Annotated in this window: 22 protein-coding genes; 3 read left to right on the top strand and 19 right to left on the bottom strand. The window is 38.8% G+C overall.

The genetic code is table 11. The features are described from left to right. Positions 1 to 15: 15 nt before the first annotated feature. The 9 genes from ilvC to CBF30_RS08130 form a co-directional block, all read right to left on the bottom strand. Positions 16 to 1,011 carry a ketol-acid reductoisomerase gene (gene ilvC / locus CBF30_RS08170; RefSeq protein WP_126824994.1) on the bottom strand — a complete coding sequence of 332 codons (996 nt, stop codon included), beginning with the start codon at positions 1,009 to 1,011 and terminating at the stop codon, positions 16 to 18. A gap of 58 nt (positions 1,012 to 1,069) precedes the next feature. Beyond that, positions 1,070 to 1,552: an acetolactate synthase small subunit gene (gene ilvN, locus CBF30_RS08165; RefSeq protein WP_126824991.1), complete on the bottom strand. Its 483-nt coding sequence runs from the start codon at positions 1,550 to 1,552 to the stop codon at positions 1,070 to 1,072. After that, on the bottom strand, positions 1,553 to 3,253 hold the full coding sequence (gene ilvB / locus CBF30_RS08160; protein ID WP_126824988.1) for a biosynthetic-type acetolactate synthase large subunit: 1,701 nt from the start codon (positions 3,251 to 3,253) through the stop codon (positions 1,553 to 1,555). 14 nt (positions 3,254 to 3,267) lie between these two features. Next, positions 3,268 to 4,962 carry a dihydroxy-acid dehydratase gene (gene ilvD, locus CBF30_RS08155; RefSeq protein WP_126824985.1) on the bottom strand — a complete coding sequence of 565 codons (1,695 nt, stop codon included), beginning with the start codon at positions 4,960 to 4,962 and terminating at the stop codon, positions 3,268 to 3,270. Between the two features lie 523 nt (positions 4,963 to 5,485). Then, complete coding sequence (locus CBF30_RS08150) at positions 5,486 to 5,980, bottom strand: MepB family protein (protein ID WP_126824982.1); 495 nt, start codon at positions 5,978 to 5,980, stop codon at positions 5,486 to 5,488. Between the two features lie 9 nt (positions 5,981 to 5,989). Next, positions 5,990 to 7,024 (bottom strand): tRNA preQ1(34) S-adenosylmethionine ribosyltransferase-isomerase QueA, encoded by a 1,035-nt coding sequence (gene queA, locus CBF30_RS08145; RefSeq protein WP_126824980.1) that lies wholly within the window; start codon positions 7,022 to 7,024, stop codon positions 5,990 to 5,992. Between the two features lie 157 nt (positions 7,025 to 7,181). Next, positions 7,182 to 7,802 carry a hypothetical protein gene (locus tag CBF30_RS08140; protein ID WP_126824971.1) on the bottom strand — a complete coding sequence of 207 codons (621 nt, stop codon included), beginning with the start codon at positions 7,800 to 7,802 and terminating at the stop codon, positions 7,182 to 7,184. 127 nt (positions 7,803 to 7,929) lie between these two features. After that, positions 7,930 to 10,359 carry an Ig-like domain-containing protein gene (locus tag CBF30_RS08135; protein ID WP_126824969.1) on the bottom strand — a complete coding sequence of 810 codons (2,430 nt, stop codon included), beginning with the start codon at positions 10,357 to 10,359 and terminating at the stop codon, positions 7,930 to 7,932. Further along, positions 10,356 to 11,264 carry a hypothetical protein gene (locus CBF30_RS08130; protein ID WP_126824966.1) on the bottom strand — a complete coding sequence of 303 codons (909 nt, stop codon included), beginning with the start codon at positions 11,262 to 11,264 and terminating at the stop codon, positions 10,356 to 10,358. Before CBF30_RS08130 ends, CBF30_RS08135 begins: the two co-directional genes overlap by 4 nt. Positions 11,265 to 11,477: 213 nt before the next feature. Here CBF30_RS08130 and CBF30_RS08125 point away from each other — a divergent pair, with 213 nt between their 5' ends. The 3 genes from CBF30_RS08125 (at position 11,478) to CBF30_RS08115 (ending at position 14,597) form a co-directional block, all read left to right on the top strand. Then, on the top strand, positions 11,478 to 12,236 hold the full coding sequence (locus CBF30_RS08125) for a LytR/AlgR family response regulator transcription factor (protein WP_126824963.1): 759 nt from the start codon (positions 11,478 to 11,480) through the stop codon (positions 12,234 to 12,236). 146 nt (positions 12,237 to 12,382) lie between these two features. Further along, positions 12,383 to 13,918 (top strand): ABC transporter permease, encoded by a 1,536-nt coding sequence (locus CBF30_RS08120; protein ID WP_126824960.1) that lies wholly within the window; start codon positions 12,383 to 12,385, stop codon positions 13,916 to 13,918. A gap of 13 nt (positions 13,919 to 13,931) precedes the next feature. After that, positions 13,932 to 14,597, top strand: a complete 666-nt coding sequence (locus tag CBF30_RS08115) for an ABC transporter ATP-binding protein (protein ID WP_126824957.1) — start codon at positions 13,932 to 13,934, stop codon at positions 14,595 to 14,597. A gap of 108 nt (positions 14,598 to 14,705) precedes the next feature. Here the strand turns inward: CBF30_RS08115 and CBF30_RS08110 are convergent, their stop codons facing one another. The 10 genes from CBF30_RS08110 to CBF30_RS08065 all read right to left on the bottom strand — a co-directional run bounded on the left by CBF30_RS08110 (position 14,706) and on the right by CBF30_RS08065 (position 25,449). After that, a complete protein-coding gene (locus CBF30_RS08110) occupies positions 14,706 to 15,500 on the bottom strand; it encodes a glucose 1-dehydrogenase (protein ID WP_126824954.1) in 795 nt (264 codons plus the stop codon). A 79-nt stretch (positions 15,501 to 15,579) separates the two neighbouring features. Next, on the bottom strand, positions 15,580 to 16,587 hold the full coding sequence (gene ruvB, locus CBF30_RS08105) for a Holliday junction branch migration DNA helicase RuvB (RefSeq protein ID WP_126824951.1): 1,008 nt from the start codon (positions 16,585 to 16,587) through the stop codon (positions 15,580 to 15,582). Between the two features lie 15 nt (positions 16,588 to 16,602). Beyond that, entirely contained in the window at positions 16,603 to 17,220 is a 618-nt protein-coding gene (ruvA, locus tag CBF30_RS08100) for a Holliday junction branch migration protein RuvA (protein WP_126824948.1), read from the bottom strand. A 187-nt stretch (positions 17,221 to 17,407) separates the two neighbouring features. Then, positions 17,408 to 17,842 (bottom strand): peptide-methionine (R)-S-oxide reductase MsrB, encoded by a 435-nt coding sequence (gene msrB, locus CBF30_RS08095; RefSeq protein WP_126824945.1) that lies wholly within the window; start codon positions 17,840 to 17,842, stop codon positions 17,408 to 17,410. Positions 17,843 to 17,855: 13 nt separating this feature from the next. After that, positions 17,856 to 18,413, bottom strand: a complete 558-nt coding sequence (locus CBF30_RS08090; protein ID WP_126824942.1) for a Maf family protein — start codon at positions 18,411 to 18,413, stop codon at positions 17,856 to 17,858. A gap of 10 nt (positions 18,414 to 18,423) precedes the next feature. Then, on the bottom strand, positions 18,424 to 20,535 hold the full coding sequence (gene mutL / locus CBF30_RS08085; protein WP_126824939.1) for a DNA mismatch repair endonuclease MutL: 2,112 nt from the start codon (positions 20,533 to 20,535) through the stop codon (positions 18,424 to 18,426). Positions 20,536 to 20,568: 33 nt separating this feature from the next. Beyond that, a complete protein-coding gene (mutS, locus tag CBF30_RS08080) occupies positions 20,569 to 23,172 on the bottom strand; it encodes a DNA mismatch repair protein MutS (RefSeq protein ID WP_126824936.1) in 2,604 nt (867 codons plus the stop codon). A gap of 9 nt (positions 23,173 to 23,181) precedes the next feature. Beyond that, positions 23,182 to 23,598, bottom strand: a complete 417-nt coding sequence (locus CBF30_RS08075) for a YlbF/YmcA family competence regulator (RefSeq protein ID WP_126824933.1) — start codon at positions 23,596 to 23,598, stop codon at positions 23,182 to 23,184. Between the two features lie 23 nt (positions 23,599 to 23,621). Continuing rightward, positions 23,622 to 24,422 carry a TIGR00282 family metallophosphoesterase gene (locus CBF30_RS08070; RefSeq protein ID WP_126824930.1) on the bottom strand — a complete coding sequence of 267 codons (801 nt, stop codon included), beginning with the start codon at positions 24,420 to 24,422 and terminating at the stop codon, positions 23,622 to 23,624. Between the two features lie 244 nt (positions 24,423 to 24,666). Further along, a complete protein-coding gene (locus CBF30_RS08065) occupies positions 24,667 to 25,449 on the bottom strand; it encodes a hypothetical protein (protein ID WP_126824927.1) in 783 nt (260 codons plus the stop codon). Positions 25,450 to 25,509: the final 60 nt, after the last annotated feature.

Below are 25,509 nucleotides of genomic sequence, written 5' to 3'. Positions count from 1 at the left end.
CTTTAATTTTTTACTTTATTTTTTTTGTTGTACAAATGGCATCATTTTTCTAAGGTCTGCACCAACTTTCTCCATTGGATGACCGGCTTCTTCTTCACGCATCTTGTAAAAATTCTTGAATCCAGCTTTATTATCATCAATGAAGGATTGTGCAAATTTTCCATTTTGGATATCTGTTAGTACTTCTTTCATATGTTTTTTCGTTTCTGCTGTGATCACTCGAGGACCAGAAACATAATCACCAAATTCAGCTGTATTAGAAATAGAATGACGCATATTTTCCATACCACCTTCGTAAATCAAGTCTACGATTAGTTTCATTTCGTGACATACTTCAAAGTAGGCAAGTTCTTTTTGATAGCCTGCTTCAACCAATGTTTCAAAGCCTGCTTGAATCATGCTTGTAAGTCCCCCACAAAGAACAGCTTGTTCCCCGAAAAGATCTGTTTCTGTCTCTTCTTTAAAGGTTGTTTGTAGAACGCCAACTCTTGTAGCACCAATTCCTTTAGCATACGAAAGGGCTGTTGCTTCAGCATGTCCAGTTGCATCTTGGTATACACCATATAATGCAGGAACGGCAAATCCTTCAACGAATGTCCGACGTACCAGATGTCCTGGTCCTTTAGGGGCTACTAGGAAAACATCTACATCTTTTGGAGGGTTGATTACATCAAAATGAATGTTGAACCCGTGGGCAAAAGCCAAACTATTGCCCGCTTCTAGATTTGGAGCAATTTCATTTTCGTATAGAGCACCTTGAATTTCATCTGGAGCAAGAATCATTACCACATCAGCTGCTTTCGTGGCATCCGCTACTGAAAGAACGTCAAATCCGTCTTTGCGTGCAGCAGCAGCAGATTTTCCTTCGCGAATTCCAATTACTACTTGATTGCCATTGTCGCGTAAATTTTGAGCATGTGCATGTCCTTGTGAACCATACCCTACAATCGCAATTGTCTTTCCTTCCAACTCATTTTTTTCTACTGAATCATCATAATATACTTTTGCCATACTTAATCCCTCCATATTTTGTTTTTATATCTAAAGCGTTAAGCTTATAGAATCTATTTTATTTTTTACTTCTCGTCAGACCAATCAAACCAGTACGCGCAACTTCTTGAATCCCAAAGGGACGCAACACATCTACAAATGCATCCACCTTTTCATTTGTTCCTGTTACCTGAACGACAATTGAATGCATACTAACATCAATAACTTGTGCTCGAAAAGGTGCAATCAAAACTTGCATTTCTGCTCGTTGAGTGCCTTTTGCATTCACTTTTACAAGTGCCAATTCACGTTCCAAATGGGGGACGTCGGTAATATCTGTCACCTTGATGACTTCGATTTGTTTGTTTAGTTGTTTTAGAATCTGTTCCACTTCGTTCAGCTCTTCAATTTGCACCACAACGGTAATACGTGAAATGTTTTCTTCCTCTGTTTGACCAGCGCAAATTGTTTCAATATTAAACTGACGTCTCGTAAGCACTCCACTCACTCGATTTAAGACACCCGAATGATTGTTCACTAAAGCAGTAATAACTCTGCGCATCTACTCCACCCCTATCATTTCATTATTCGCACATCCTGTTGGAACCATTGGAAGGACATGTTCAGTCTGAGAGATGGCCACTTCAATCAACATCGAGCCTTTAAATGAAAAAGCTTGGACTAATTCTTGTTCCAAAGTTTCAGGATTCGTTAGCCTAACACTTGCAATTTGGTAGGCTTGTGCCAGCTTCATAAAATCAGGTTGCGTCTTGAAAACAGACTCAGAGCGACGTTCATGAAAGAAACTTTCTTGCCACTGACGAACCATGCCTAACGACTGATTATTGAGTAGCACAAACTTAATTGAAAGTCCGTATTCGTTCAATATCGCTAGCTCTTGATTGGTCATTTGAAATCCGCCGTCTCCTACAAATACCACCACTTCTTTGTCCATTGCACCTAATTTTGCCCCAATACCTGCTGGGATTCCGTATCCCATCGTGCCAAGACCCCCACTGGTGACCAATTGATTGGCATGATTGAAAGGATAAAACTGTGCGGTCCACATTTGGTGTTGACCAACATCTGTGGCAACAATCGCTTCTCCATTCGTAATTTTCCCAATAATCTCAATCACTCTTTGTGGTTTGATCCCCTCTGACTCCTCTGATTTGTAAGAAAAAGGATGTTCTTGTTTTCTTTGTTGGTTGATGTCGTACCATTCGCTCGTATCTTTCATTGGAATGTCATAGCTTAGTAACTCTCGCAAAACATTTTTGACATCTGCAACAATTGGAATTTGCGTTTGGATCACTTTTCCAATCTCAGCTGGGTCAATGTCTACGTGAACAATAAGCGCATTGGACGCAAATTTTTCTGGATTGCTTGCGAGCCGATCATCAAACCGCGAGCCTAAATTAATCAGCAAATCACAATCCGTCAATGCCATATTTGCAGCAAACGATCCATGCATTCCGCCCATTCCCAAAAATAATGGATTCTGATTTGGCAATGCACCTAAGCCCAAAAGCGTCGTCAACACCGGAATGCTATAGGTTTGCACAAACTGCTGTAGCTCTGCTGTCGCCTGAGCATGTAAGACCCCTGCTCCTGCTAAAATCACAGGTTTTTTCGCCTGACTCAACGCCTCGACTAGTTTTTGTATCTGAACTGGATTGGCACTAACATTTGGCTGATAGTGGGGCAAATCAACTGGTTTTGTTGGGATCTTTTCTGCCGTTTCTAAAGAAATATTCTTAGGTAAATCAATGACGACTGGACCTTTTCTACCTGTATTTGCGATATAAAAGGCCTCTGCAATGATTTGCGGGAGTTCTTTCGCACTGCGAACTTGATAGCTATGCTTAACTATCGGCATGGTAATTCCGAGAATATCTGCTTCTTGAAAGGCATCTTTCCCAATTCCAGATGTTGCCACTTGCCCTGTGAATACGATGAGTGGGATGGAATCGCTCATCGCATCGGCAATCCCCGTAATCGCATTCGTTGCACCAGGTCCACTCGTCACAACAGCCACCCCAGGTTTTCCTGTCACCTTGGCATACCCTTCTGCTGCGTGAAGTGCTCCTTGTTCATGTCTCGTTAAAATATGAGGAATTTCTCCATCATACAAGGCATCATAAAGCGGTAAAACCGCTCCGCCTGGATAGCCAAAAATTAGTTCAACCCCTTGTTCTTTAAGGGCCTTAAGTAAAAGCTTTGAGCCTTGCATTTGATCTTTTGTCACACTGATATCCTCCATTCTCTACTTTTTACTTACTCACCTAATAAGTCGGCTGGTACTTGCATGACACCACCTGTATGGGCTGAAGTCACAAGTGCGGTATAACGTGCAAGATAACCTTTTTTAACTTTAGCAGTAAATTTGGGAACGTCTTGTTTCCTTTTGGCTAACTCTTCATCTGAAACCTCAACATTTAATGTTCGTTGAGCTAAATCAATCACAATTTCGTCTCCATCTTTGATTAAGGAAATCGGTCCACCTGCTGCAGCTTCTGGAGAGATATGACCAATCGCAATCCCTCTCGTTGCACCTGAGAAACGACCATCTGTAATAAGAGCTACTTCTTTGCCAAGACCACGTCCGACAATACTAGACGTAGGGGCTAACATCTCAGGCATTCCTGGTCCACCTTTTGGTCCTTCATAGCGGATGACAACAACATGCCCTTTTGTGACAACATGCTCATCAATTGCTTTTACTGCCTCATCATGAGAATTAAAGCAGATTGCTTTTCCTTTAAAGTAAGAGATAGATGGATCTACTCCACCGACTTTAATGACACTGCCTTTAGGAGCAATATTCCCATAAAGAATGGATAGCCCTCCAACCGGACTATAAGGGGTTTCTTTTGGATGAATCACCTCTGGATTCTTGATTTTTGCATTTGCAACATTCTCACGTAAGGTTTTACCAGTTACCGTCATACGGTCTGGATGAATCGCATTACCCAAATCGACCAACTCTTTAATAATTGCAGATACACCGCCTGCTTCATGGACGTCATGCATCGAATAAGCAGAAGACGGCGCAATCTTAGATAAATAAGGAACACGTTTTGCAATCTCATTAATTTCTTCCAAGTTGTAATCAATTTCTGCTTCATTCGCAATCGCAAGAGTATGTAATACTGTATTAGTAGATCCACCCATTGCCATATCTAAAGCAAAAGCGTCATCGATTGCCTCTTTTGTCACAATATCTCTTGGCTTAATTTCTTTTTTGACTAAGTCCATCAAATGAAAGGCGGACTGGCGAATTAACTCTCTTCTTTCTTTGGAAACGGCAAGTGTCGTTCCATTGCCTGGAAGCGCCAAACCTAGCACTTCCATCAAACAATTCATTGAATTAGCAGTGAACATCCCTGCACATGAACCACAAGTTGGACAAGCATTTTGTTCCATATGCAAAAAGTCCTCTTTCGTCATTCGTCCTTCTTTAAAAGTACCCACTGCTTCAAACATGGACGAAAGAGTGGTCGCTTTGCCATGAGGATCAAGCCCCGCTTTCATCGGTCCACCTGAACAAAAAATGGCTGGTACGTTTGTCCTGACAGCTGCCATGATCATCCCTGGTGTAATTTTGTCACAGTTGGGAATATAAAAAACACCATCAAACCAGTGCGCATTGATTACGGTCTCCGCCGCATCTGCAATAATTTCTCTACTAGGTAAGGAGTAGCGCATCCCGATATGCCCCATCGCAATACCATCGTCTACCCCAATGGTGTTAAATTCAAAAGGAATCCCTCCAGCTTCCCGAATGGCTTCTTTTGCAATATCAGCCAATTCTCGTAAATGAACATGCCCTGGGACAATATCAATATATGAATTACAGATTGCGATAAATGGTTTATTCATATCCTTCGCATTTTTTACTTGTCCCGTTGCATAAAGCAAACTTCTCGCTGGTGCTGCATCAATTCCTTTTTTAATTTGATCACTGCGCATTTTTTTCACTCCTTCAATTTTAAAAACAAAAAAGCATCTCATCTTTGTTATAAAAGATGAGATGCTTTGCAAGAATCCCATCTGTAATACACAAACAGGACTAAAACAATTGCAATTTACTTTGCGTAATTGTTCTAAGCCCTCACAATAATAAAATAATAATGACGTTTTGTGTATTTGTGTACTTCATGGTAAGATTCCTCAATTCATTTCATTTATTTTCCCGAACCAACATTAAAATTTAATGTGACAAACTAATGTTATACTTAATATACAGATTAGAATTTCGAAAGTCAATACAAAATTTAAAAAAATCAGAAAATTCATCTTTTTATGCACAATTAACTTTCACAAAAAAAATTAATTTACTGTTTAATTAATAACATAACTAAAATTAAATAAACAGCATCCCCATTGAGAAATCAGCCGTCGATTACTTTCAGAAGATGGCTGATGATTCCCAATTAGATAGATACTTCAAAATAGTAATGAAATAACAAAAGCATATCCCAAAAAGATATGCTTACGTTCTCATTTTAGTTATACAATGGTCTAGCTTTTGAAGTGTATCATTTTGCTGTTCGTTCAATTGATAAAAATATTGAACTTGCCATTTTTGTGTTTGTTGGGCTTGTTTACTAGTAGGCGCATCCCAGCTAGGATAAACTCTGATGGCCATTTTTCCTTTTTTTGTACTTGATGACAGCACCCCTTGTTCGACCAACACTTTTTTAGGAAAAATAAAGACACCGCTCTGCTCTTTGTTTTCCACGTAGATGACCGTAAAACTTGCTTTTGTATCTGAGAAGTAAGGAGAATTTTTCCCAGCTTTTTTCTCCCAAAAGGCCACAAACTGTCCAATTTTTTTTGGCGTAATTTTAGCTTTTCGAAACCTGATCCAATCTTGTTCAAATGGAATCATTGCACCAGAATACTCTTTATTTTGCTCCTCCAAATCAATGCAATACTCATCTGTTTTTTGGTTTTCTAACTCACACAACCATCTATTCAGCTCCATTAGGTCCTCCTACTTTACAAACATCGCATCGCCAAAGCTGAAGAAGCGGTATCTTTCTTCTACTGCATGAGCATAGGCTGCTAATGTATTGTCCCGACCTGCAAAAGCACTAACAAGCATCACAAGTGTAGATTTTGGCAGATGGAAGTTCGTTGAAAAAGCATCGACAATTTTAAAGTTGTAGCCTGGTGTAATAAAAATGTCCGTCCAGCCACTATCTGCTTGAATTTCCCCCTCAAACTTAGTCCCAATCGTTTCTAAAGTCCGGATAGAAGTTGTCCCTACAGCAACTATTTTCCCACCATTTTTTTTCACTGCATTTAGCTGATCCGCTGCTTCTTGTGTCAACTTGTAAAATTCACTATGCATTGTGTGTTCTTCGATATTTTCTACGCTGACTGGTCTAAAAGTTCCTAACCCAACATGAAGGGTTAAATAAACTAATTTTACCCCTTTCTCTTGGATTTTTTCGAGTAGTTCGGTTGTAAAATGAAGTCCTGCAGTGGGTGCGGCGGCGGAGCCATTTTCCTTGGCATAAACTGTTTGATACCGATCTGGATCTTCCAAACGTTCTTTAATATACGGTGGTAAGGGCATTTCACCAAGCGATTCGAGTATTTCTAAAAAAACACCCTCATACTGGAATTCAATCATCCGACCACCATGTTCAAGCTCTTTTTTAACTTCTGCTTTCAAACGTCCGTCCCCAAAAGAAATAATGGTTCCCACTTTTGCACGCTTAGCGGGTTTAATCAAGGTTTCCCATTCGTTGCCCTGCCTATTATTCAAAAGTAAGACTTCCAAGTGACCACCGGTATCTGGCTTTTCTCCATATAAGCGTGCTGGAAGAACACGTGTATTATTCATGACAAGCGCATCTCCTGGATTCAGTTCTTCTACAATATCGTAAAAGTGGCGATCTTCCATTTCTCCTGTATGATGATCCAATATTAGCAATCGAGAGGTTTCTCTATTTTTTAAGGGTATTTGTGCAATCAACTCATCGGGCAGTATAAAATCAAAATCTTCAGTTGTTAGTCCCATTTTTTCTCACTCTTTCTTTATCATTTCTCCTGTGTTAGTTTACCATTTTTTTGATGATTAAGTAAGCGAACAGCACAAAAATATCCACAGTAAAAGAAGGACCCAACTACTGCTCTTGGGTCCTCCTTGTTGTTCTATGTGCATAGCAAAAGTACCGCTATCTTGTTAAAAGTGAAAAAAGAAAAACCTCACTTTTTATGTTATTAACCACTTGATAAAGCTCAATAGTATCTCCGAACTGTAAGGACCGATTTAATGGAATTTTATAACGCCCATTTTTAGCTGAAACTGTATGATTACTATAGCTTATTCCCTTAGTGTCTGTTATTTTTACGTATACCGAGACATTGGCACGCGCAACTCCGGCAATCTCTCTCATTCCAGCCACTGTCGAATTTACAGTTGGTGCTTCTATGACTGTTGGCTTTGGTGGGATTGGACAACCTTGAACTTTGACACACGTATAGCCTTTATAGTATTTATAATAGGCTTGAACCACTTCCCCCGCTCTTAACCGCCGACCAACATTCACTCTAAAGTTTCCAAAAAAATCGGTACAGATTGGATAACCATAGCTATTTCCAACACTTACATAGACCGTGGACCAAGAAGATGCTCGTCCGCTTATTATATAATCGCCTTGTTTTGGTTGAGCTAAGGAAATGTTGCTACGACAAATTGTTGCTTCTCCTTTTACTGGATTTCCTTGAAAAGCTACAAGGACAAAGCTTCCCCCAAGTACCAACATAATTAGTATTTTTAACCGAATTTTCCCCATTATTTTTCTCCTTTTACCTCTATACAAAGTAGTCACTTTCTTGAGAATAGAGCATTTTACTTCTTCACAAGTAGCGTACTCCAAGCCTTACAAAACTTCTAGAATGATTGAGTTTCTTATCTGATTATCACCATTTTCCATTGGTTAAAATAATCAATGAGAAGTCTTGAGAGTCACTCTCTACTCCATTAATACTTTGGTATACCGTGACAACATCGCCAACTTTTGTCGGGCGAGGCAACTGAAAGACAAATTTTCCATTCTCATCCGCATTAACACTCATTTCCACGGAATCTTTCCCATCTTGGTTTTGAATCTTCAAATAAACTGTTGCCTTACTATCAGCATAACCTGCGATTTCGTTCATTCCACTTACTAAGAAATATCCCCCATCTGCTAAAGTTGGTGTTCTTGGCATTACAACACTTTCACCTGTTGCTTTTTCTCCAGTTGTTTTATCTTCGATTGTATACATAAATTTTGTTCCTGCAGGATAGGTTTTAATAATTCCGTTTGAACCAGGAAATTCGAAAACGACTTTTCCTTCTCCATCCGTTTTTCCTTTGTAAACATCTGTATTGCTTGCACCCGTAACAAATGTCACAGTCACCTCACAATTTTCTCTAGAAGCTTCTAGATTCAAGATATTATCTTGACTCGTGATTTTTTCATCTTCTGCAAGTCCAATCGTTAATGGAGAATTGACTACTTTAGCATTCGCTGTCTGGCTCTCATTTCCAGCTGCATCAGTTGCAACAGCTTCTATTTGACTATTTAGGAGATAGGTTCTTCCCATTTCAATCTGATAGTTCCCATTGCTGTCTGCTACACCACTATAGCCATGATACGAACCTGTGGAAATATCCTCGACAATAATTTTGACCGTAGCACCTGCTTCTGCTTCCCCTGAAATAGAAGTATCTTTCGTTGTTACATCATGAATCACAGGGGCTTCTGGCGCTGTATTATCAACCACGGTAAAATTCACTTCCACACTGGCAATACCGGAGAGTCCAACTGCACTGGCAACTCCTTTTGTTCCAGCTTTATATTTATTATTCAAATTCATCACGTATTTACCATCGGCACCTGTTATCACACTATATTTATCTGCTCCAAGGGTAATCATGACTTTTGCTCTTGCTTCCGCAGTTCCTGTTATGTGTAAGTCACTATCGCCAACCTTGTTCACCACAGGTGCTTTAGTCGGTTCATTAGAGGCAACAGAAATGTTCGCAGTTGGACTTTTATTTCCCGCCTCATCACTTGCATAAGCAAAAATTTTCGTCCCCACAACATAAGTTCTTGCTAAATTAATGGTAAAGTTTCCCTCTGCATCAGATACACCTGTGAAGGTCTGAGAACCAATTGATACAGTTATTTTTAAGTTGGGCTCCGTCGTTTTCCCTGTCAATACTTTGTCTGTATTCATTATTTTATTAAGTGATGGTAACTCAGGTGCTATCGTATCTATCACTTGTGCTATCTTGACTTCACTTTTATTATTCGCACGGTCCAGCGCATAAACAGTAACTTTGTCCTTAAATTTCAAGTCTTTCATCGTTTGAGTAAAGTCCCCATTTCGATTGCTTGTTAATTCCTGAATTTTTTTTCCATCTTTTTCAATGATGACTTTTGTATTTGGCTCTGTTTTTCCAGTCAATACTTGTCTGTTATACTCAATATTTTCCACCGATATCACAGGTGCTATTGTATCTTCGACAACTTTAGTCACTGCATCACTTGCATAGTTATTGACTACATCATACTGTACTAGAGTTAGCTTTTCTTTCCATAACAATGGTCGAGTTGTCTGAATGGCAAAATTGCCAAATGAATCTACAACAGTTGATCCAATTTGATTATTTACACTGTCAAAAACTTTAACCGTATGCCCCGATTGCCCGGTTCCTTTTATATTATGAGTATCTGCTTCTGGAACCTCTACGACTGGCTTAGGTTCTGTATTTGAAACATCCATCCCACCATTTGAATCATTCGCATCGTATCCTACCATCAAGAAAACACCGGATCGTTTTGGTGAGTCAAATTGCATCCTAATCACATAATCTCTGTCTTTTTGGACCACAATCGTTTCCTCATGCACACCATCAATCACAGGATTACTAGTCGCGATATATTTCTTTCCATTGAAATCTACATAGCCACTTGCACCTTTCATATGTGTTCTAGTTCCATATAAAAACTTCATTTTATACGTTTTTCCTGCCTTTAATTTGAATACACGTTTCGCTGTGAAGGTCGAATTGCCAATATTGCCAAAATTGACAGTAGCATAATGAATGCCAGTATTTGGACGCTGTCCAGCCTGTAAGAAAATATTTGAAACATCAATTCCCATATTGCTTGTATAATTTTCAACTTCCCACCCTATCGAAGGATCATAATCAGCTGGGGCTAAAGCTCTTGTTTGTTGTTTACTTTGTATCATGAGTGGACTATCACTGATATGCTCCGCTGCAAATGACTGCATAGAATGTCCGTAGATTCCCAATCCTAAAACCAAACTTGTTATGATGATCTTTTTTTTATTCATTTTCCATCCTCACTTCCAATTTTTTTTGATCGTTTTTTAAACAAAAATAAGAAAAAAACGATTGAAACTAGAAACATCCCTCCGCTCATTTCTAATCCACGAAGACTGTTTTTTTGGTTTGTTTTTGGCAGTTCCGCTTTTGTTTGATTCAAAAAATTCTCACTTCCACTATTCTGACTTGCCGCCACATCATACGTGTTCCTCGTTTCTAAAGTAGTGACTAAATTATTCGAATTACTACTAGTTTCTTGTCCACTGATTATCTTGCTTGTTCTAGTTGTACTGCTAGCCACTACTTCTCGAGTGTAATTCGTTGCAGCTTGATTTTCAGTTGATACCGATGTATCTTCTTCACTTGGATTAGTCGTAGAAGTCAACTGCGCATCTTCTTCCTCAGTAAATCCCCCTTTTGGATCACTTGAGTCATATCCGACCACTAAAGAGACTCCTTTTCCTTTCGTAGCTGTACAAGCAATGGTAATCACATAATCCATATCTACAGTTGGGCAGATGACTTCATGATAAGGCTGATCAATGATTGTCTGGTTACTAGCAACAATTTTTTCCCCGTTAAACTCTATATACCCTGTCGTGCCATTTGGAGCAAAGCTTCCATACAAATAATTCATTTCATATTTTTTTCCTGCTTTTAATGAAAACTTACGCTGCGCTTTAAACTTTACTTCACCAAAGTTGGCAATAATAACTGTGGCATACTTGACTTTAGTACCTGGCCTTGTTTGATTTTGAATAAAAGCAGAATCAATTCCTATTCCCATATCACTACTATATTCTAAAATTTCCCATTCAGAACTGACTTCTTGCGCGGATACCAACGAAGGCCTTCCTATAAAAAAAAGAAACATCCCCACTATCACTAGACTTATAAGCTTGCTCTTCAACATTTTCTTCCCTCCTTTTTCAGCTAAAATCTAGCCCTTACTAACGATAGATTTTTACGTTCTATCATTTTTCATTATAAAACAAGTATTTTAAAATCACCGTATTTTGTCATGAAACCCCTGTTTTTTTTCTAAAAATAATTTCGCAACATTTCCTTTGCTTTCCAAACCGTAGCTATGATAAAGTTATAAAAAATGTAGCAGGAGGTAATAAAGATGCTTATAATCTGCTCATGTAGCAGTAATCCTGATTTTCATACCCAGATTAAGAACTATGTCTTGCGAATATCTATCGAAAAAGATATCAACATTAAAATGACTGAATATGAACCTCAAGATATTTTAAAAACTTACAACCCTTCTATCAAAAGCTCTTTAGTTGAGCCTCATATCATTTTTCTAGATGAATTAACTAATAGCTGTCTTAGTACATATGAGTTAGGACACATATTACAAATGAGGTACCACTATTCTCTCTATATTACTTTGATTTCACAAGTCTTCATCCCGACCAATGAACTTTTTGCTATCAAGCCATGGGGATTTCAAAAAAAGCCGCTCACTTATGAAGAAACAAAAAAAACCATCTTATCAATTTATTCTGATATACTAACAAACAGCTCGCAAGACTATCTTTATGTTCTAGATAAAACATCTGGCTATCAACAAATAGTATTACAAAAAGATATTGTGGCAATCGAACTAATTAACTCTTCTACCCGCACTATTTACTTACATTTGGCTAATGGAAAAAAAATAATGACTACTGGGCGTTTAAATTTTTTTGAAAAGAGATTGAATGCTCACTTTTTTAAAATATATCGTTCAATTATCGTTAATTTAAATTATATTGTGGAATTTTCAACCGAAGATGTATTTTTAGTTAACAAACTAAAACTTCCTGTATCTAAAGCAAAGTATAGTAAACTAATGAATGCTTATTCAAAACTATTAAAGCACCTTTCTAGTTCATAAAGAGAGTGTTTTAAATAAAAAAATCTTACAACCTATCAAATGACTCTTCCTTAAAATAACAATTCCTCCTGTTTAAGCTCTGTTTAAGACAATCTTTTTATACTACATATGTCTTAAATATATTTGATCTTACAAGGAGGATTTTTATGAACTTTATCCAACGGGCTTGGCTCAGCACAAAAGCCAAAAAAGGACGCTCTTTATTATTATGTGCCGTATTTTCAGCAATATTGATCTTTATTTTAGCTGGTTTGACTATTCAAAGTGCCTCGCTGAAAGCAGCAGAAAATGCAAAAAAAAGTATGGGCGCCACCGCAACACTTTCAGCAAATCGGGAGAATGCTTTCAAAAACAACACTTCTTCCAGTACAAGCAGCTCAAGCTCAGCATCTAGTTCTTCTGATACTAAGCCCGATGCTGGTAGTTTTTCTTTAACCCCAGTTCCAGTGAGCACCGCAGAGAAAATTGCAGCCCTCTCTAATGTCGCTTCTTACAACTTACTCTCCTCAACATCTGCTGGGGCTGGAACTGATATTACTCCAATCAGTTCTTCAAGTACAACAAGTAGCAGTACTACAACTTCTAGTTCTGATAGTGCACAACAAAATGGTCCTGGTGGTGGAGCGAGTGGTAAGGCATTTGGCCCAGGAAATGCGCAAGGTGACTTTAGTATCTCAGGTGTCCTCACCTCCTCTCTTGCCAGTGATTTTTCTAGTGGGACCGCAAAAATCGTCTCTGGTACAGGCATTACGTCCTCGGATAAGGGAACCAATAATGTGGTCATTGAAAAATCGTTAGCCGATGCGAACAGTTTGAAAGTGGGCGATAAATTCACTATTTCAAATCCAACTGATGAAACAACAACCTACACAGTTACAATCAAAGGGATTTATAAAGTAAGCAGCTCTTCTAGTGATTCCTCACTTGGAAACAACTTTAACTTTTTGAATCCATCTAATACTATTTACACTTCTTATACCTTTGCTAATACGCTTAAAGGTAGTAGCTATAAAGATACTGTAGATTCTGTTTCTTATACATTATCCGATCCAGCTAAAATGGATACTTTTGTTGCAGCTGCGAAAAAACTGATTGATACAGAGAGCTTTTCAATCGAAACTAATGACCAAGTCTATCAACAAATGATTCAACCTATTTCCAATGTTTCAAGTTTTGCGAAAAATATCGTATTACTCGTAACCGTTGCTGGTATCATCATTTTGGCGCTAATTGTCATGATGATGATTCGTGAAAGACGCTATGAAATTGGCGTATTGCTTTCTATTGGGGAAAGCAGAACGAAGATGATTCTTCAATTTTTTGTAGAATTATTTATGATTATGGTTGTTGCCTTAGTAATTGCAACCTTTAGTGGACGTGTTGTCGGAAATGTAGTAGGTCAACAATTACTCGACCAACAAACAACTTCGCAAACCACGACTTCAAGCAATCAAACAGCCAACCAACCAGGCGGTGGCAGAGGTCAAGGTGGCGGCAATCGCATGAATAATTTAGGGGCATCAAGCGCTACGAACGCCAAACAGATTAAGAAATTAAATGTGACACTATCAACGGTTCAAATTATCAAGCTTGGAGGACTCGGACTCTTGATTTGCTTTATCTCCGTTTTACTTTCCTCGATTGGAATCGTTCGTCTACAACCGAAAAAAATACTAACTTAAGAGAGGCGATACTATGTTAAAAGTTGAAAATATAGGCTATTGGTATGACAATAAAAATGACTTCTTATATAAAGATGTCAATCTAACCTTTGAGAAAGGAAAATCTTATGCCATTCTTGGTAGTAGTGGTTCTGGCAAAACCACTTTTCTTTCCTTGATTGCAGGACTGGACAAACCTAAAGAAGGAGCAATTCTCTTTAATGACCAAGCAATTAATAAGATTGGATTAACCAACTACCGAAAAAAATGTGTCTCAGTTGTTTTTCAGGCATACAACTTACTTCCCTACATGACTGCCATTCAAAATGTGACAACTGCCATGGACATCACACACTCAGATCGTAAAAATCGTAAAGAGTTTGGCCTAACTAGTTTAGAAAGCGTGGGGATTGATAGTTCCCTTGCGCATAAACCCGTGACAAAGCTCTCCGGAGGACAACAACAACGTGTTGCAATTGTTCGTGCCATGTGTTGTGAACATGATTTGATTGTAGCGGATGAGCCTACTGGAAATCTTGATGAACAAACTTCCAACGATATCATCAACATCTTTCAAAAAATAGCACATGAGCAAAATAAGTGTGTGATCATGGTCACACATGAGCGTGAAGTAGCCGATGCGTGTGATTATGTTTACGAATTAAAAAACAAACAATTTGAACAAATTGTGACTCAATAAAAAACAAGTGTCTGCATTCAACCTGATTTGGTTGAACGCAAGACACTTGTTTTTTGCTCTCTCATCACAATCCATTTTTAGACAGACATCGTGCAAAACACTCTCACCTTAGCCTTTTCCTTCCTGAAAAGAGGGGTACAAGGTCATCCCTCCATCAACAAAAAGGGTGGTTCCTGTCACATACATCGATTCTGTGGAGGCAAGCCATGCAGCACATGAAGCTACATGTTCAGGTTCTCCAATAAAGTCCATTGGAATCATTTCTTCTGTTTCTGCACGCTCTTGCTCATCTTTAAACTTTTCGGCATTAATCGGCGTTGCAATTGCCCCTGGCGCAATACTGTTTGCTCGAATTTTTTTATCTGCATATTCTGAGGCAATCGTTTGAGTAAGCAATTTGACTCCACCTTTACTCGCACTATATGCAGCAAAAGTTGGCCATGGGATCTCTTCATGCACAGAGGATATGTTGATGATATTCCCGTGTTTCTCTTCTTCTAAAAAGTATTGAATGACTCTTTTTGCTCCCAAAAAAACCCCAGTTAAGTTGATATCTAACTGTTTTCTCCAGTCTTCTAAACTCACCTCATGTGTGGGAGACTTAATTTCCATTCCAGCATTATTTACCCAAATATCTAACTCACCAAACTCAGTTATAGCCGCTTGAAATAGTTTTTCTATTCCTTCTTCTGTGCTGACATCAGCTTGAATAGCCACTGCTACTTTTTTATTGTCACGGTTGTATTCTGCCATTATTTCTTGCGCTTGTTGTATGTGGGAATCTGAAAAATAATTAATGACTACTTTCATCCCCTCTGACAGATATCTCCGAACAATTGCCGCTCCAAGTCCCGAAGAACTTCCAGTCACAACCGCTACTTTTCCAACTAAATCTTGATACATATTTTTTCCCCCTCAGTTACAACGTTCTTAAACAAGCATGCCAAAACCTAAGCCAATTGTCAAAGAATCTACCTAAAGATTAATTTTGTGGAAACTGATAACCCAAATGCTCATAGCCAAAACTGGTTACGACACGTCCTCTGGCAGTTCGTTTTAAAAATCCTTTTTGGATCAAATAAGGCTCATACATGTCTTCAACCGTTTCTGTTTCTTCGCCGATATTAACAGATATCGTACTTAACCCAACTGGTCCACCTGCATACAGCTCAATCATCGTCCGCAATAACTTTTGGTCAATATAATCCAATCCTTGGTGATCGACCTGTAGTAACTTTAGCGCTTGGTCTGCAATATTGGCATTGATTTTTCCATCTGCTTGAACTTGGGCAAAATCGCGGACTCTTTTTAATAAACGATTGGCAATTCGAGGGGTCCCTCTTGATCTACGAGCAATTTCATATGCTCCTTCTTCCAGAATATCTGTTTGAAAAATATCTGCTGAACGCAACACAATTTCTTTTAAATCTGCGTCTTCGTAATATTCCATATGAGAAATAATACCAAAACGATCTCGGAGCGGAGCAGAAAGCATCCCCGCTCTGGTAGTCGCTCCAACCAAAGTAAAAGGAGGCAGCGGGAAATGTACTGGGTGAGCCGTTGTCCCTTGTCCCACCATAATATCCACATAGTAATCTTCCATAGCAGAATAAAGCAACTCTTCCACCACTCTAGGCAATCGGTGAATTTCATCAATAAATAACACATCACCTGGTTCAAGCTCGTTTAAGATAGCGACTAAATCTCCCGGACGTTCAATTGCAGGTCCGCTGGTCGTGCGCACCTGTACCCCCATCTCATTGGCAATAACCATCGCCATCGTCGTTTTACCAAGTCCCGGAGGCCCGTATAACAACACATGGTCTAATGCTTCATTACGGCTCCTAGCTGCTTGAATATAAATCGTCAACTCTTCTTTAACCTTTTTCTGTCCAATATATTGTGAGAGCAGTTGCGGACGTAATGATTTTTCAAGCGCCTGTTCATCTGCATGTTGTGCGCGCGATAAAATTGGTTCTTCTTCTGTCATAACGCTACCCACTTTCTATTTCTTCATAAGCAATTTAAGTCCGTGACGCAAATAAGCATCTGTACTTTCCAATTGTTCCTTAGCTAACTCTTTACTGATTTTTTTAATTTCACGCTCACTATACCCCAAAGCAGATAACGCCTCTAACGCTTCATTCAGCGCCACATCTTCGTATTCTGCATGTAAGGCCAGCTGAGTTCCCATTGCTTCTTTGGGCTCTCCTGTAATCCCAACTTCTCCTAGTTTCCCTTTTAAATCTAAGATTAATTGCTGTGCTGTTTTTTTCCCGACCCCTGGAAATTTCGTCAAATAGGAAACGTTCGTCGCATCAATCGCCTGGATTAGCCCTGCATGATCTGCTGAGGCCATAATGGCGAGTGCACTTTTAGGACCAATACCAGAAACACTAATAAGTTTCATAAATAATTGCTTTTCTTCCAAAATTTCAAAACCGTACAAAGTATGAGCGTCTTCACGCACTACTTGGTAGACATAAATTTTCACCTGTTGTTCTTGATACTTACTATAAGCAAAAGGATTTGCTACTGCAATTTGATAGCCCACCCCTTGTGTTTCAATTACCACATAATATGGACTGATATAGGTGATCATTCCTTTAATATATTCGTACAATCCAGTATCCTCCATCTTCATTTTGAGTACATACGTTCCCACTTATTGTACCATATTCCTTAAAAAAAAGAACGCTAGGATACGTTTTTACCAAAAAGAATAGACATGAAACAAAAGGAATCCTTCCTTTTATCTCATGCCCTAATTTTAAAATAATTAGCAATAGCTTTCGCCATTTTCTACGAATTTATTCAAATAGACTCTGATATTCTCCGTAGCCCTTTTCTTTTAACTCTTTGGCAGGAATAAACTTCAGTGCCGCAGCATTGATACAGTATCTGAGCCCACCTGTTTCTACTGGCCCATCTTCAAAAACATGTCCAAGATGAGAGTCTGCCTGTGCACTGCGCACCTCTATACGAGTACGACTGAGGGATTTGTCTTCTTTTTCTTTAATTTCAGCCTTAGTAATCGGCTTAGAAAAAGCTGGCCAGCCACAGCCTGCATCGTATTTATCCTTTGAACTAAAAAGCGGTTCCCCACTTACAATATCTACATAAATCCCCTCTTCATAAAAGTCATCATATTCTCCTGTAAAGGGTTGCTCTGTCGCCTCTTCTTGTGTCACTGTATATTGAATGGGTGTCAACTTTTTCTTTAATTCTTCTTTGTCCGCTTTCATACACGTGCTCCTCTCAAGACTCGTAGTGTGTTAACTTTCTAGATAATTGGGCAATGGGTAAGCCCATAATAGAATAATAATCGCCTTGTATGGATTTGACAAGCAATGCGCCTGCCCCTTGAATCCCGTATGCTCCAGCTTTATCTTTGTATTCATCTGTTGCCAAATAATGCACTAGCTCTTTTTCAGATAGCGGAAAAAACGTCACCTCTGATGTCGATAAAAAGCTAGTCTTCTCGCTGCCTTTGCGAATCACGACACTTGTTAAAACCTGATGCGTACAACCACTTAGTTTTTTTAGCATCGTATAAGCAGCTTTTCGATCTTTCGGCTTACCAAATATTTCATGCTCCAACGCAACGATGGTATCACAAGCAATGATTAAAGCATTGGGATTTTTTTGATGAATAACGAAAGCTTTTCTTTCAGCCATTTCTTGGACATAATCAATCGGCGTCTGCCCTTTTCTTATGGACTCATCAATGTCTGCTGCCTGACAGTCAAACTCTGGGATAATTCTTGCCAGCAGCTCTTTTCTTCTTGGCGAACTCGATGCTAATATGACTACCATATTTCAACTCCTAATGAGGGTCTTGAATTCTTTTAAACATTTTTTCCATATCTGTATTTGTAAAATGAATCAATACTGGCCGACCGTGTGGACAATTGAACGGATTTTCACACTTGGCTAAATCATCAAGTAAGACTCTTGCTTGACGTTCATCTAGATGATGGTTGGCTTTAATGGATTGTTTGCAACTCATCATGATGGCGGTTGCCTCACGAAACTTGGCCACACTCACCTTCCCAGTTTCTAAAAACATCTCAATCATCTCACGTACCGTCTGCTCCTCTTCTCCTTTTGGATACCAAGTAGGATGCGCTCGCACAATAAAACTATTTTGACCAAAGCTTTCTAGGTAAATCCCAACTTCTTGTAGCACTTCTGTATTTTCTTTAATTCTCAGTGCATCACTGTTTGGATAATCCAAAATGATTGGTACTAAAAGTTCTTGCAGATCATTGCTTACTTCTCCAATTTGTTTTCTGAAAAGTTCGTATTTGATTCTTTCCTGTGCGGCATGCTGATCAATAATATATAAACCATCTGAGCTTTGAGCAAACAAATATGTCCCGTGCATCTGCCCAAAATATTCCAGTTCAGGAAATTTTTTTGAAGGTGCAGGTTCCTGAGCCAATTTATCAGCCAAACGATTAATTTGTGCTGCATCCATTTCTGGATGTTCTTGACTCGGTGCTTCACTTTCTAAAATCTCTACTTTTTCTTCGATTAGGTTTTCTTCTTCGGACCCAAGCTGAGGCGAAGACGAAGACTGATAAAGAAGCTCATTTTCTTTCTGAACTACTTGTTTGTTGTTAAGTACTTCCGCTTGTTCTAGTTCACCATAAGCAGACTTTGGAATCCAATCAGACATATCGTAAGGATCCATAACTTTTTTATCCAGAGAAGCCCTATTTTCTGAAAGTATGCTTGATGCTTTTTCCTCTGATGCTTGAGGAACATAAAACCGACCCTCTTTCGCATCGTACGCCAAACCTTGTTGTTGCATATTTTTGTAAGTAGGATAAGTCGAAGAAACTGTTTTATCTCCCTTATCATGATCAAGTGGCATTTGAATTTGTTCGGCTTTTTGTGTCAATTCTTGCTTACGCTTAAAGCCAAGATTGTCTGCAGCGTTTGGAATCAATTGCTGCTCAGATAAGATTTCGGCAATCCCACTTGTAATTAAATCCTTTAGCTCTTTTTCCTTACTCAGACGAACTTCTTGTTTAGTTGGGTGAACGTTGACATCCACTAACAACGGATCCATTTGAATTGAGACAACTGAAATTGGGAAACGTCCCACCATAAGTTTTGAACCATAGCCTTCAATAATCGCTTTATTCAATGTATAATTTTTGATATAGCGACCATTGATAATTAGCGAAATATAATTTCTACTTGCACGAGTCAACTCTGGCAAAGAAACATAGCCATTCACTTGAAAATCCAAATCTTTTGCCGAAAAAGCCAACATTTTTTTAGCGGTACTAACACCGTAAATTCCCGCAATTGCCTGCTTTAATTCCCCATTCCCAAGTGTTGCCATCATTTTATGTCCGTCATGGGTTAAACGAAAGGCAATAGCTGGATGACTCATTGCCATGCGGTTGAGAATGTCTCCAATATTCGCAAGTTCTGTTTGAACCGATTTGACATATTTTAAGCGTGCTGGGGTATTGTAAAACAGATCCTCTACAATGATTTTGGTTCCTTTACGCAAAGAATGCGGTTTATGCTCTACCACTTTGCCTCCAAGTAGCTTGACATAAGAACCTTCATTTCCAGTTGACGTTTCAATCGTTGTTTTAGAAACAGAGGCAATACTGGGTAATGCTTCCCCGCGAAACCCTAGTGTTCGAATCCTAAACAAATCATCACGAGAATGAATTTTACTTGTCGCATGGCGCTTAAACGCACTTAAGACGTCCTCGCTTTGAATTCCTTCTCCATTATCCGTCACCTGTATTTTCTTCAAGCCAGCTTCTTCAATTTCAATGTCAATTTGTGTACTTCCTGCATCAATCGCATTTTCTACCAATTCTTTAACGACAGAAGACGGGCGTTCTACTACCTCTCCCGCTGCAATCTGGTTAGCCAATTGCTCTGATAGCTCTTGTATTTTCCCCATGTATTCTCCTCCTTTCTCTTTTTCTTTAGTCACCTACAATTTTTTCTTAAGTTCATACAGCGCGTTTAAAGCATCCATTGGCGTCATCTCTAAGACATTCATCGCTTTTACTTGTTCTAAGATATCTTGTTCTTTTGGTGATATTTCTGAAAATAAAGAGAGCTGTGCTACTTGTTCTGCCGGCTCACTTTTTGTTTTTGTTGCCTCCATCTGTTTCGGAATCTCCGCACTCACCTCTTTTAATAGAGTGATTTCTCCCGCTTCTAGAGAAGAGAGAATTGTCGCTGCCCGACTCAACAGATTGTCTGGTAAGCCAGCTAATTTCGCCACATGAATACCGTAACTCTTATCAGCTGGTCCCTCCATCATTTTATGCAAAAAGACAACCTCTCCATTTTTTTCAACCGCTCCAACATGAACATTCATTAACCCCTCAAGTTCATCTTCTAATGCAGTCAGCTCATGATAATGCGTTGAAAAAAGCGTCTTTGCCTTTACATTTTTATGAATATACTCAATGATTGCCTGAGCTAAAGCCATTCCGTCATACGTTGCAGTTCCACGACCAATCTCATCAAACAAAATCAAACTATTTTCACTGGCATGGCGTAAGGCTTGATTTGCTTCCATCATTTCTACCATAAACGTACTTTGTCCAGAAATCAAATCATCAGAGGCTCCAATTCTTGTAAAAATTTGGTCGAATATCGGCAAATCAGCTGACTCTGCTGGAACAAAACAACCCATTTGCGCCATTACGACGGTCAATGCTAATTGACGCATGTACGTACTTTTCCCTGACATGTTAGGCCCTGTTATGAGCAAAATAGCATTATTCGGCTCCATCGAAACACTATTTGGAATGTATTCTTGTTGCCCCATCACTTTTTCTACAACTGGATGTCTGCCTTCAATTAACTGTAAGTTGTGGCTGTTACTTGTCATAGTCGGACGGACATAATGATACCGTTCACTCACTGTTGCAAAGCTTTGCAACACATCAACTACTGCAATTGACTTCGCTAGTTTTTGCAAACGGCCAATCTGTGTTTTGATTTTTTCTCGTACTTCTAAAAACAGATGGTATTCTAATTCTTGAGACTTCTCTTCTGCTTCTAAAATCAAACGTTCGGTCTCTTTTAGCTCTGGTGTGATGAATCTCTCAGCATTGGCCAACGTTTGTTTTCTTTCGTATCTGCCTTCTGGTAGTGTGCGCAAATTTGATTTGGTGATTTCTATAAAGTAACCAAAGACTCGATTAAATCCAATCTTAAGATTTTTGATGCCTGTTTCGACTTTTTCTTTTGCTTCTAGCTCTGCAATCCATTGCTTACCATTCGCCATAGCATCACGGTAGCGGTCCAATTGCTCATTGTACCCCGTTTTAATTAAATTACCTTCCGTGATAGACAAAGGCGCTTCTTCTTGAATAGCCGTCGCAACTAACTTAACAATATCGGTTACCGGATCCATATCTTTGAGCAGCGTCTGCCATTCTCCTTTATTAATGCCCTCAAGAATTTGTCGAATTTTCGGAATTTGTTCCAAAGATGTCTTCAACTGAATCAAATCTCGCCCGTTCACCGTGCCAAAAGCAACTCTCCCAGCTAGGCGCTCAAGGTCATAAACACTTTTCAGACTTTCTTGCAGGTCAATGCGCTCAAAAAATGCCTTAAGCAAACTTTCGACCATATCCTGTCTAGAACGAATCTTATGCTCATGAATTAGCGGTCGATCTAACCATTGTTTTAGTAGGCGCCCGCCCATTGCTGTTTTTGTTTCGTCAAGTAGCCAGAGTAACGTGCCTTGTTTTTTTCCTGTACGAATCGATTGGGCTAATTCCAAATTGAATTTTGAGTAGTGATCCATCTTTAAATAGTGTTTTGGCTCATAAACTATTGCTTGTTGAATATGACCTAAACTCCTTTTTTGAGTAGCATTTAAATAGGTCAATAATGTTTTAAGTACATTCAACTCGAGCATCGCCTCTATTTGGCTAGTTAAAAAGGCAAACTCCGCTGTTTCCTCTTGCTCTTTTTGTACCGAAAACACCAAATCCAAACGCTGTTTTAAGAGTTCACAAAGCACTTGCGAAACATCTGATCCTAAAACTAGCTCTTTCGTTTGCAAACTTGAACATTCGTTTACCACACTTTCTTCATCTTGAAGAATCGTCGTTTTCAGCTCACCCGTACTTAAGTCTACATAAGCAAAACCAAACTGGTCTCCTTCTTGTATAACCGCTGTTAAATAGTTGTTTTCTTTTGCCTCTAGCGCCTTGGCATCCATAAATGTCCCCGGCGTAATCAGCTGTGTGACCTCGCGTTTAACCATTCCTTTTGTTGTTTTTGGATCTTCCACTTGCTCACAAATTGCCACTTTATACCCTTTGTCAATCAATGTATCAATATAGCCTTGAGCAGCGTGATGCGGAATCCCACACATAGGAATTGGGTCATCTGCGTTCCGATTTCTACTTGTTAGTGTCAGCTCAAGAACTTGTGAGCCCTTTATCGCATCATCATAAAACATTTCGTAAAAATCACCTAAACGGTAAAACAAAAAAGCATCTTTGTATTGTTCTTTGATTGCTAAATATTGCTCCATCATTGGTGTATTTTTAGTTTTTTGCGGCAAAATACTCCACTACCTTTCTTTATTTTTTCCATCGGTACGATTTTTACTCAGTTCTTCCTCCAATCGGTTGTTCACTTTCGTTTCAATTGAATTCGTTATATATTGGACTAATTCATTTGCTTCAAATAAACATTCTCGATAATGAATCACAAGTGGATGTTCGTTAAATTCTGTTGTTAGGCTATCTGCTTTCTTGATCGCTATTTTTTCTGCTTCTGGTTTGCCATAATGGGCAAAATTTACGGCATTTTTCTGTTCCACTTTTATTTGGTCAATTAATTTCGCCAAGCCCGCATGATTATTCACACGTTTTTCAGCTTGTCGATAATTTTGAATGATTTCATTTTCCAACAGGCTCTTTCCAAGCATATCCAAAGCCTTTTGAATCGACTTGTCCAATTCCAAACTCACTGATTCTCGCTTCATCGGCTCACTCCTCATCCATCCTCTTAGCTATCAAGCGGTTGTTCGTCATTAATGATATGATGCTCAATTTTTTTAGCTTTCCCTGTTTGAGGATCAAGATCAATCACACAATAAGACAACATGCTTCTACCTTCTTCTACCACCTCAAACCGATGAGGCAATGCTGTCCTAAATTTATCGATTACTGCTGCTCGCTTCATCCCTAAAATACCGTCATAAGGACCAGTCATTCCCACATCCGAAAGATAAGCGGTCCCCTGTGGTAAAATCCGACCATCATTGGTCTGGACATGAGTATGTGTTCCTACAACTGCAGAAACTTTCCCATCTAAAAACCAGCCCATTGCCTGTTTTTCGCTTGTGGTTTCACCGTGAAAATCAAGAAAAATATGATGCGTTCTTTTTCTTGCTTCTTGAACCAAGCATTCCACTTTTTTAAATGGGTCATCTAGTGCAACCATGAAGGTCCGGGCTTGCAAATTGATCACAGCCAACTCTTCTTGGTTCACTTTCACATAGACAATTCCCTGTCCAGGAGTCGTTTCATCAGGAAAATTGGCAGGGCGAACCATCTTTTTAGCCCCATCTATAAATTCAAAAATATTGCGGTTGTCCCATGTATGGTTCCCCATTGTCACGACATCTACACCATCTTGTAAAAAACCTTTATATATTTTTTCAGTAATGCCTCGACCGGATGCTGCATTTTCTCCGTTGACAATGGTCACTTGTGGCCGATATTTTTTCTTCAGTCTGGGTAATTCATCATGAATTTTTTTTCTTCCTAATGACCCGACAACATCTCCTATAAATAAAATACGCATGTATGCTTTCCTCTTCTCTTCTGTCCATCTACCTCTATTTTATCAATTTTTAGGAGTAATTGAAAGCCACGATTTAAAAGCATTACTCCATGTAGTAGATAGTCCTAGAGCAAAAAAAAGTAAGAAATAATCTTACTATTTTTCCCAAATGATTTATTTTTAAGACCGTACTTCGCTTACGTTTCAGAAGAAGGACTCGTTCCAAAAGAGCACCTGTTTCAAAATGAATTTCCCCTAATAGTGATTAATCAACCGTACTCCGGGCGTTGCTTTTTTCTTTGACTCGTTTTAATTTCTGCGTTAATGTTTGTTTGATTACTTGATTTTTCACTTTATTAATCTCTATTTGTGCTTGCTGAATCCGTTCACTTGAGACTTGACTCACGCTTTCTTTCTGACTAGATAGGGCATTGACTGCTTTCTCAGCTTGAATTTGTTGTTTATATTGTACTTCTACTTCAATAACAGCTTCAAGTACAAAATGCCTAAACTCTAAATTTTTGGCACTCCTATCTTGTATCAAATACTGCTGCAGGCTTTTTTTATTGACTCCTTGTTTAATTGCCACAGTTGCATCAAACTGATCCCCATCCAAGACTTTTTTTTGAAAAAGGTTGTTAACTCCTTTTTGCAATTCAAACTTGTAACGAATATCTACCATGTCCTTTTGGAGTTCGCGTACCATTTTTAGATTTGGTTGCCAACTTAATTTATTGATATCAGATTTTTTCGATTGTTTTTCTAAGTTTTGTACTATTACTTTTAGATTTTTTACCTTTTTTTGGATGTTTTTTACCTCAACTTTTGAAATTCCTTTTTTTAAAAATATTTTATCACTATTCAAATACAGCGCTTCAACCTCTGACGTGATTGAAATTGCATTTGTTTTGCCCATCTCATCAATTGCTCCTAATTCTTGTTTCGTTTTGCTATGTCGATACTGAAGCAATCCCGTCACTAGAACGAAGATACTCGTTAAAACCATAATTACTATAAGTTTTTTGGACATTCTCACCCGATTTTTCATTTACTTCCCTCTGTTTTCTAATTTTATGCATCTTATCTTTCCTTTATAGCATACAAGTCA

This window comes from Vagococcus entomophilus (assembly GCF_003987595.1).
Classification (GTDB): domain Bacteria; phylum Bacillota; class Bacilli; order Lactobacillales; family Vagococcaceae; genus Vagococcus_E; species Vagococcus_E entomophilus.
Note: the sequence above shows the minus strand (reverse complement) of the source record. Positions and strands in the feature narration are given on the sequence as shown.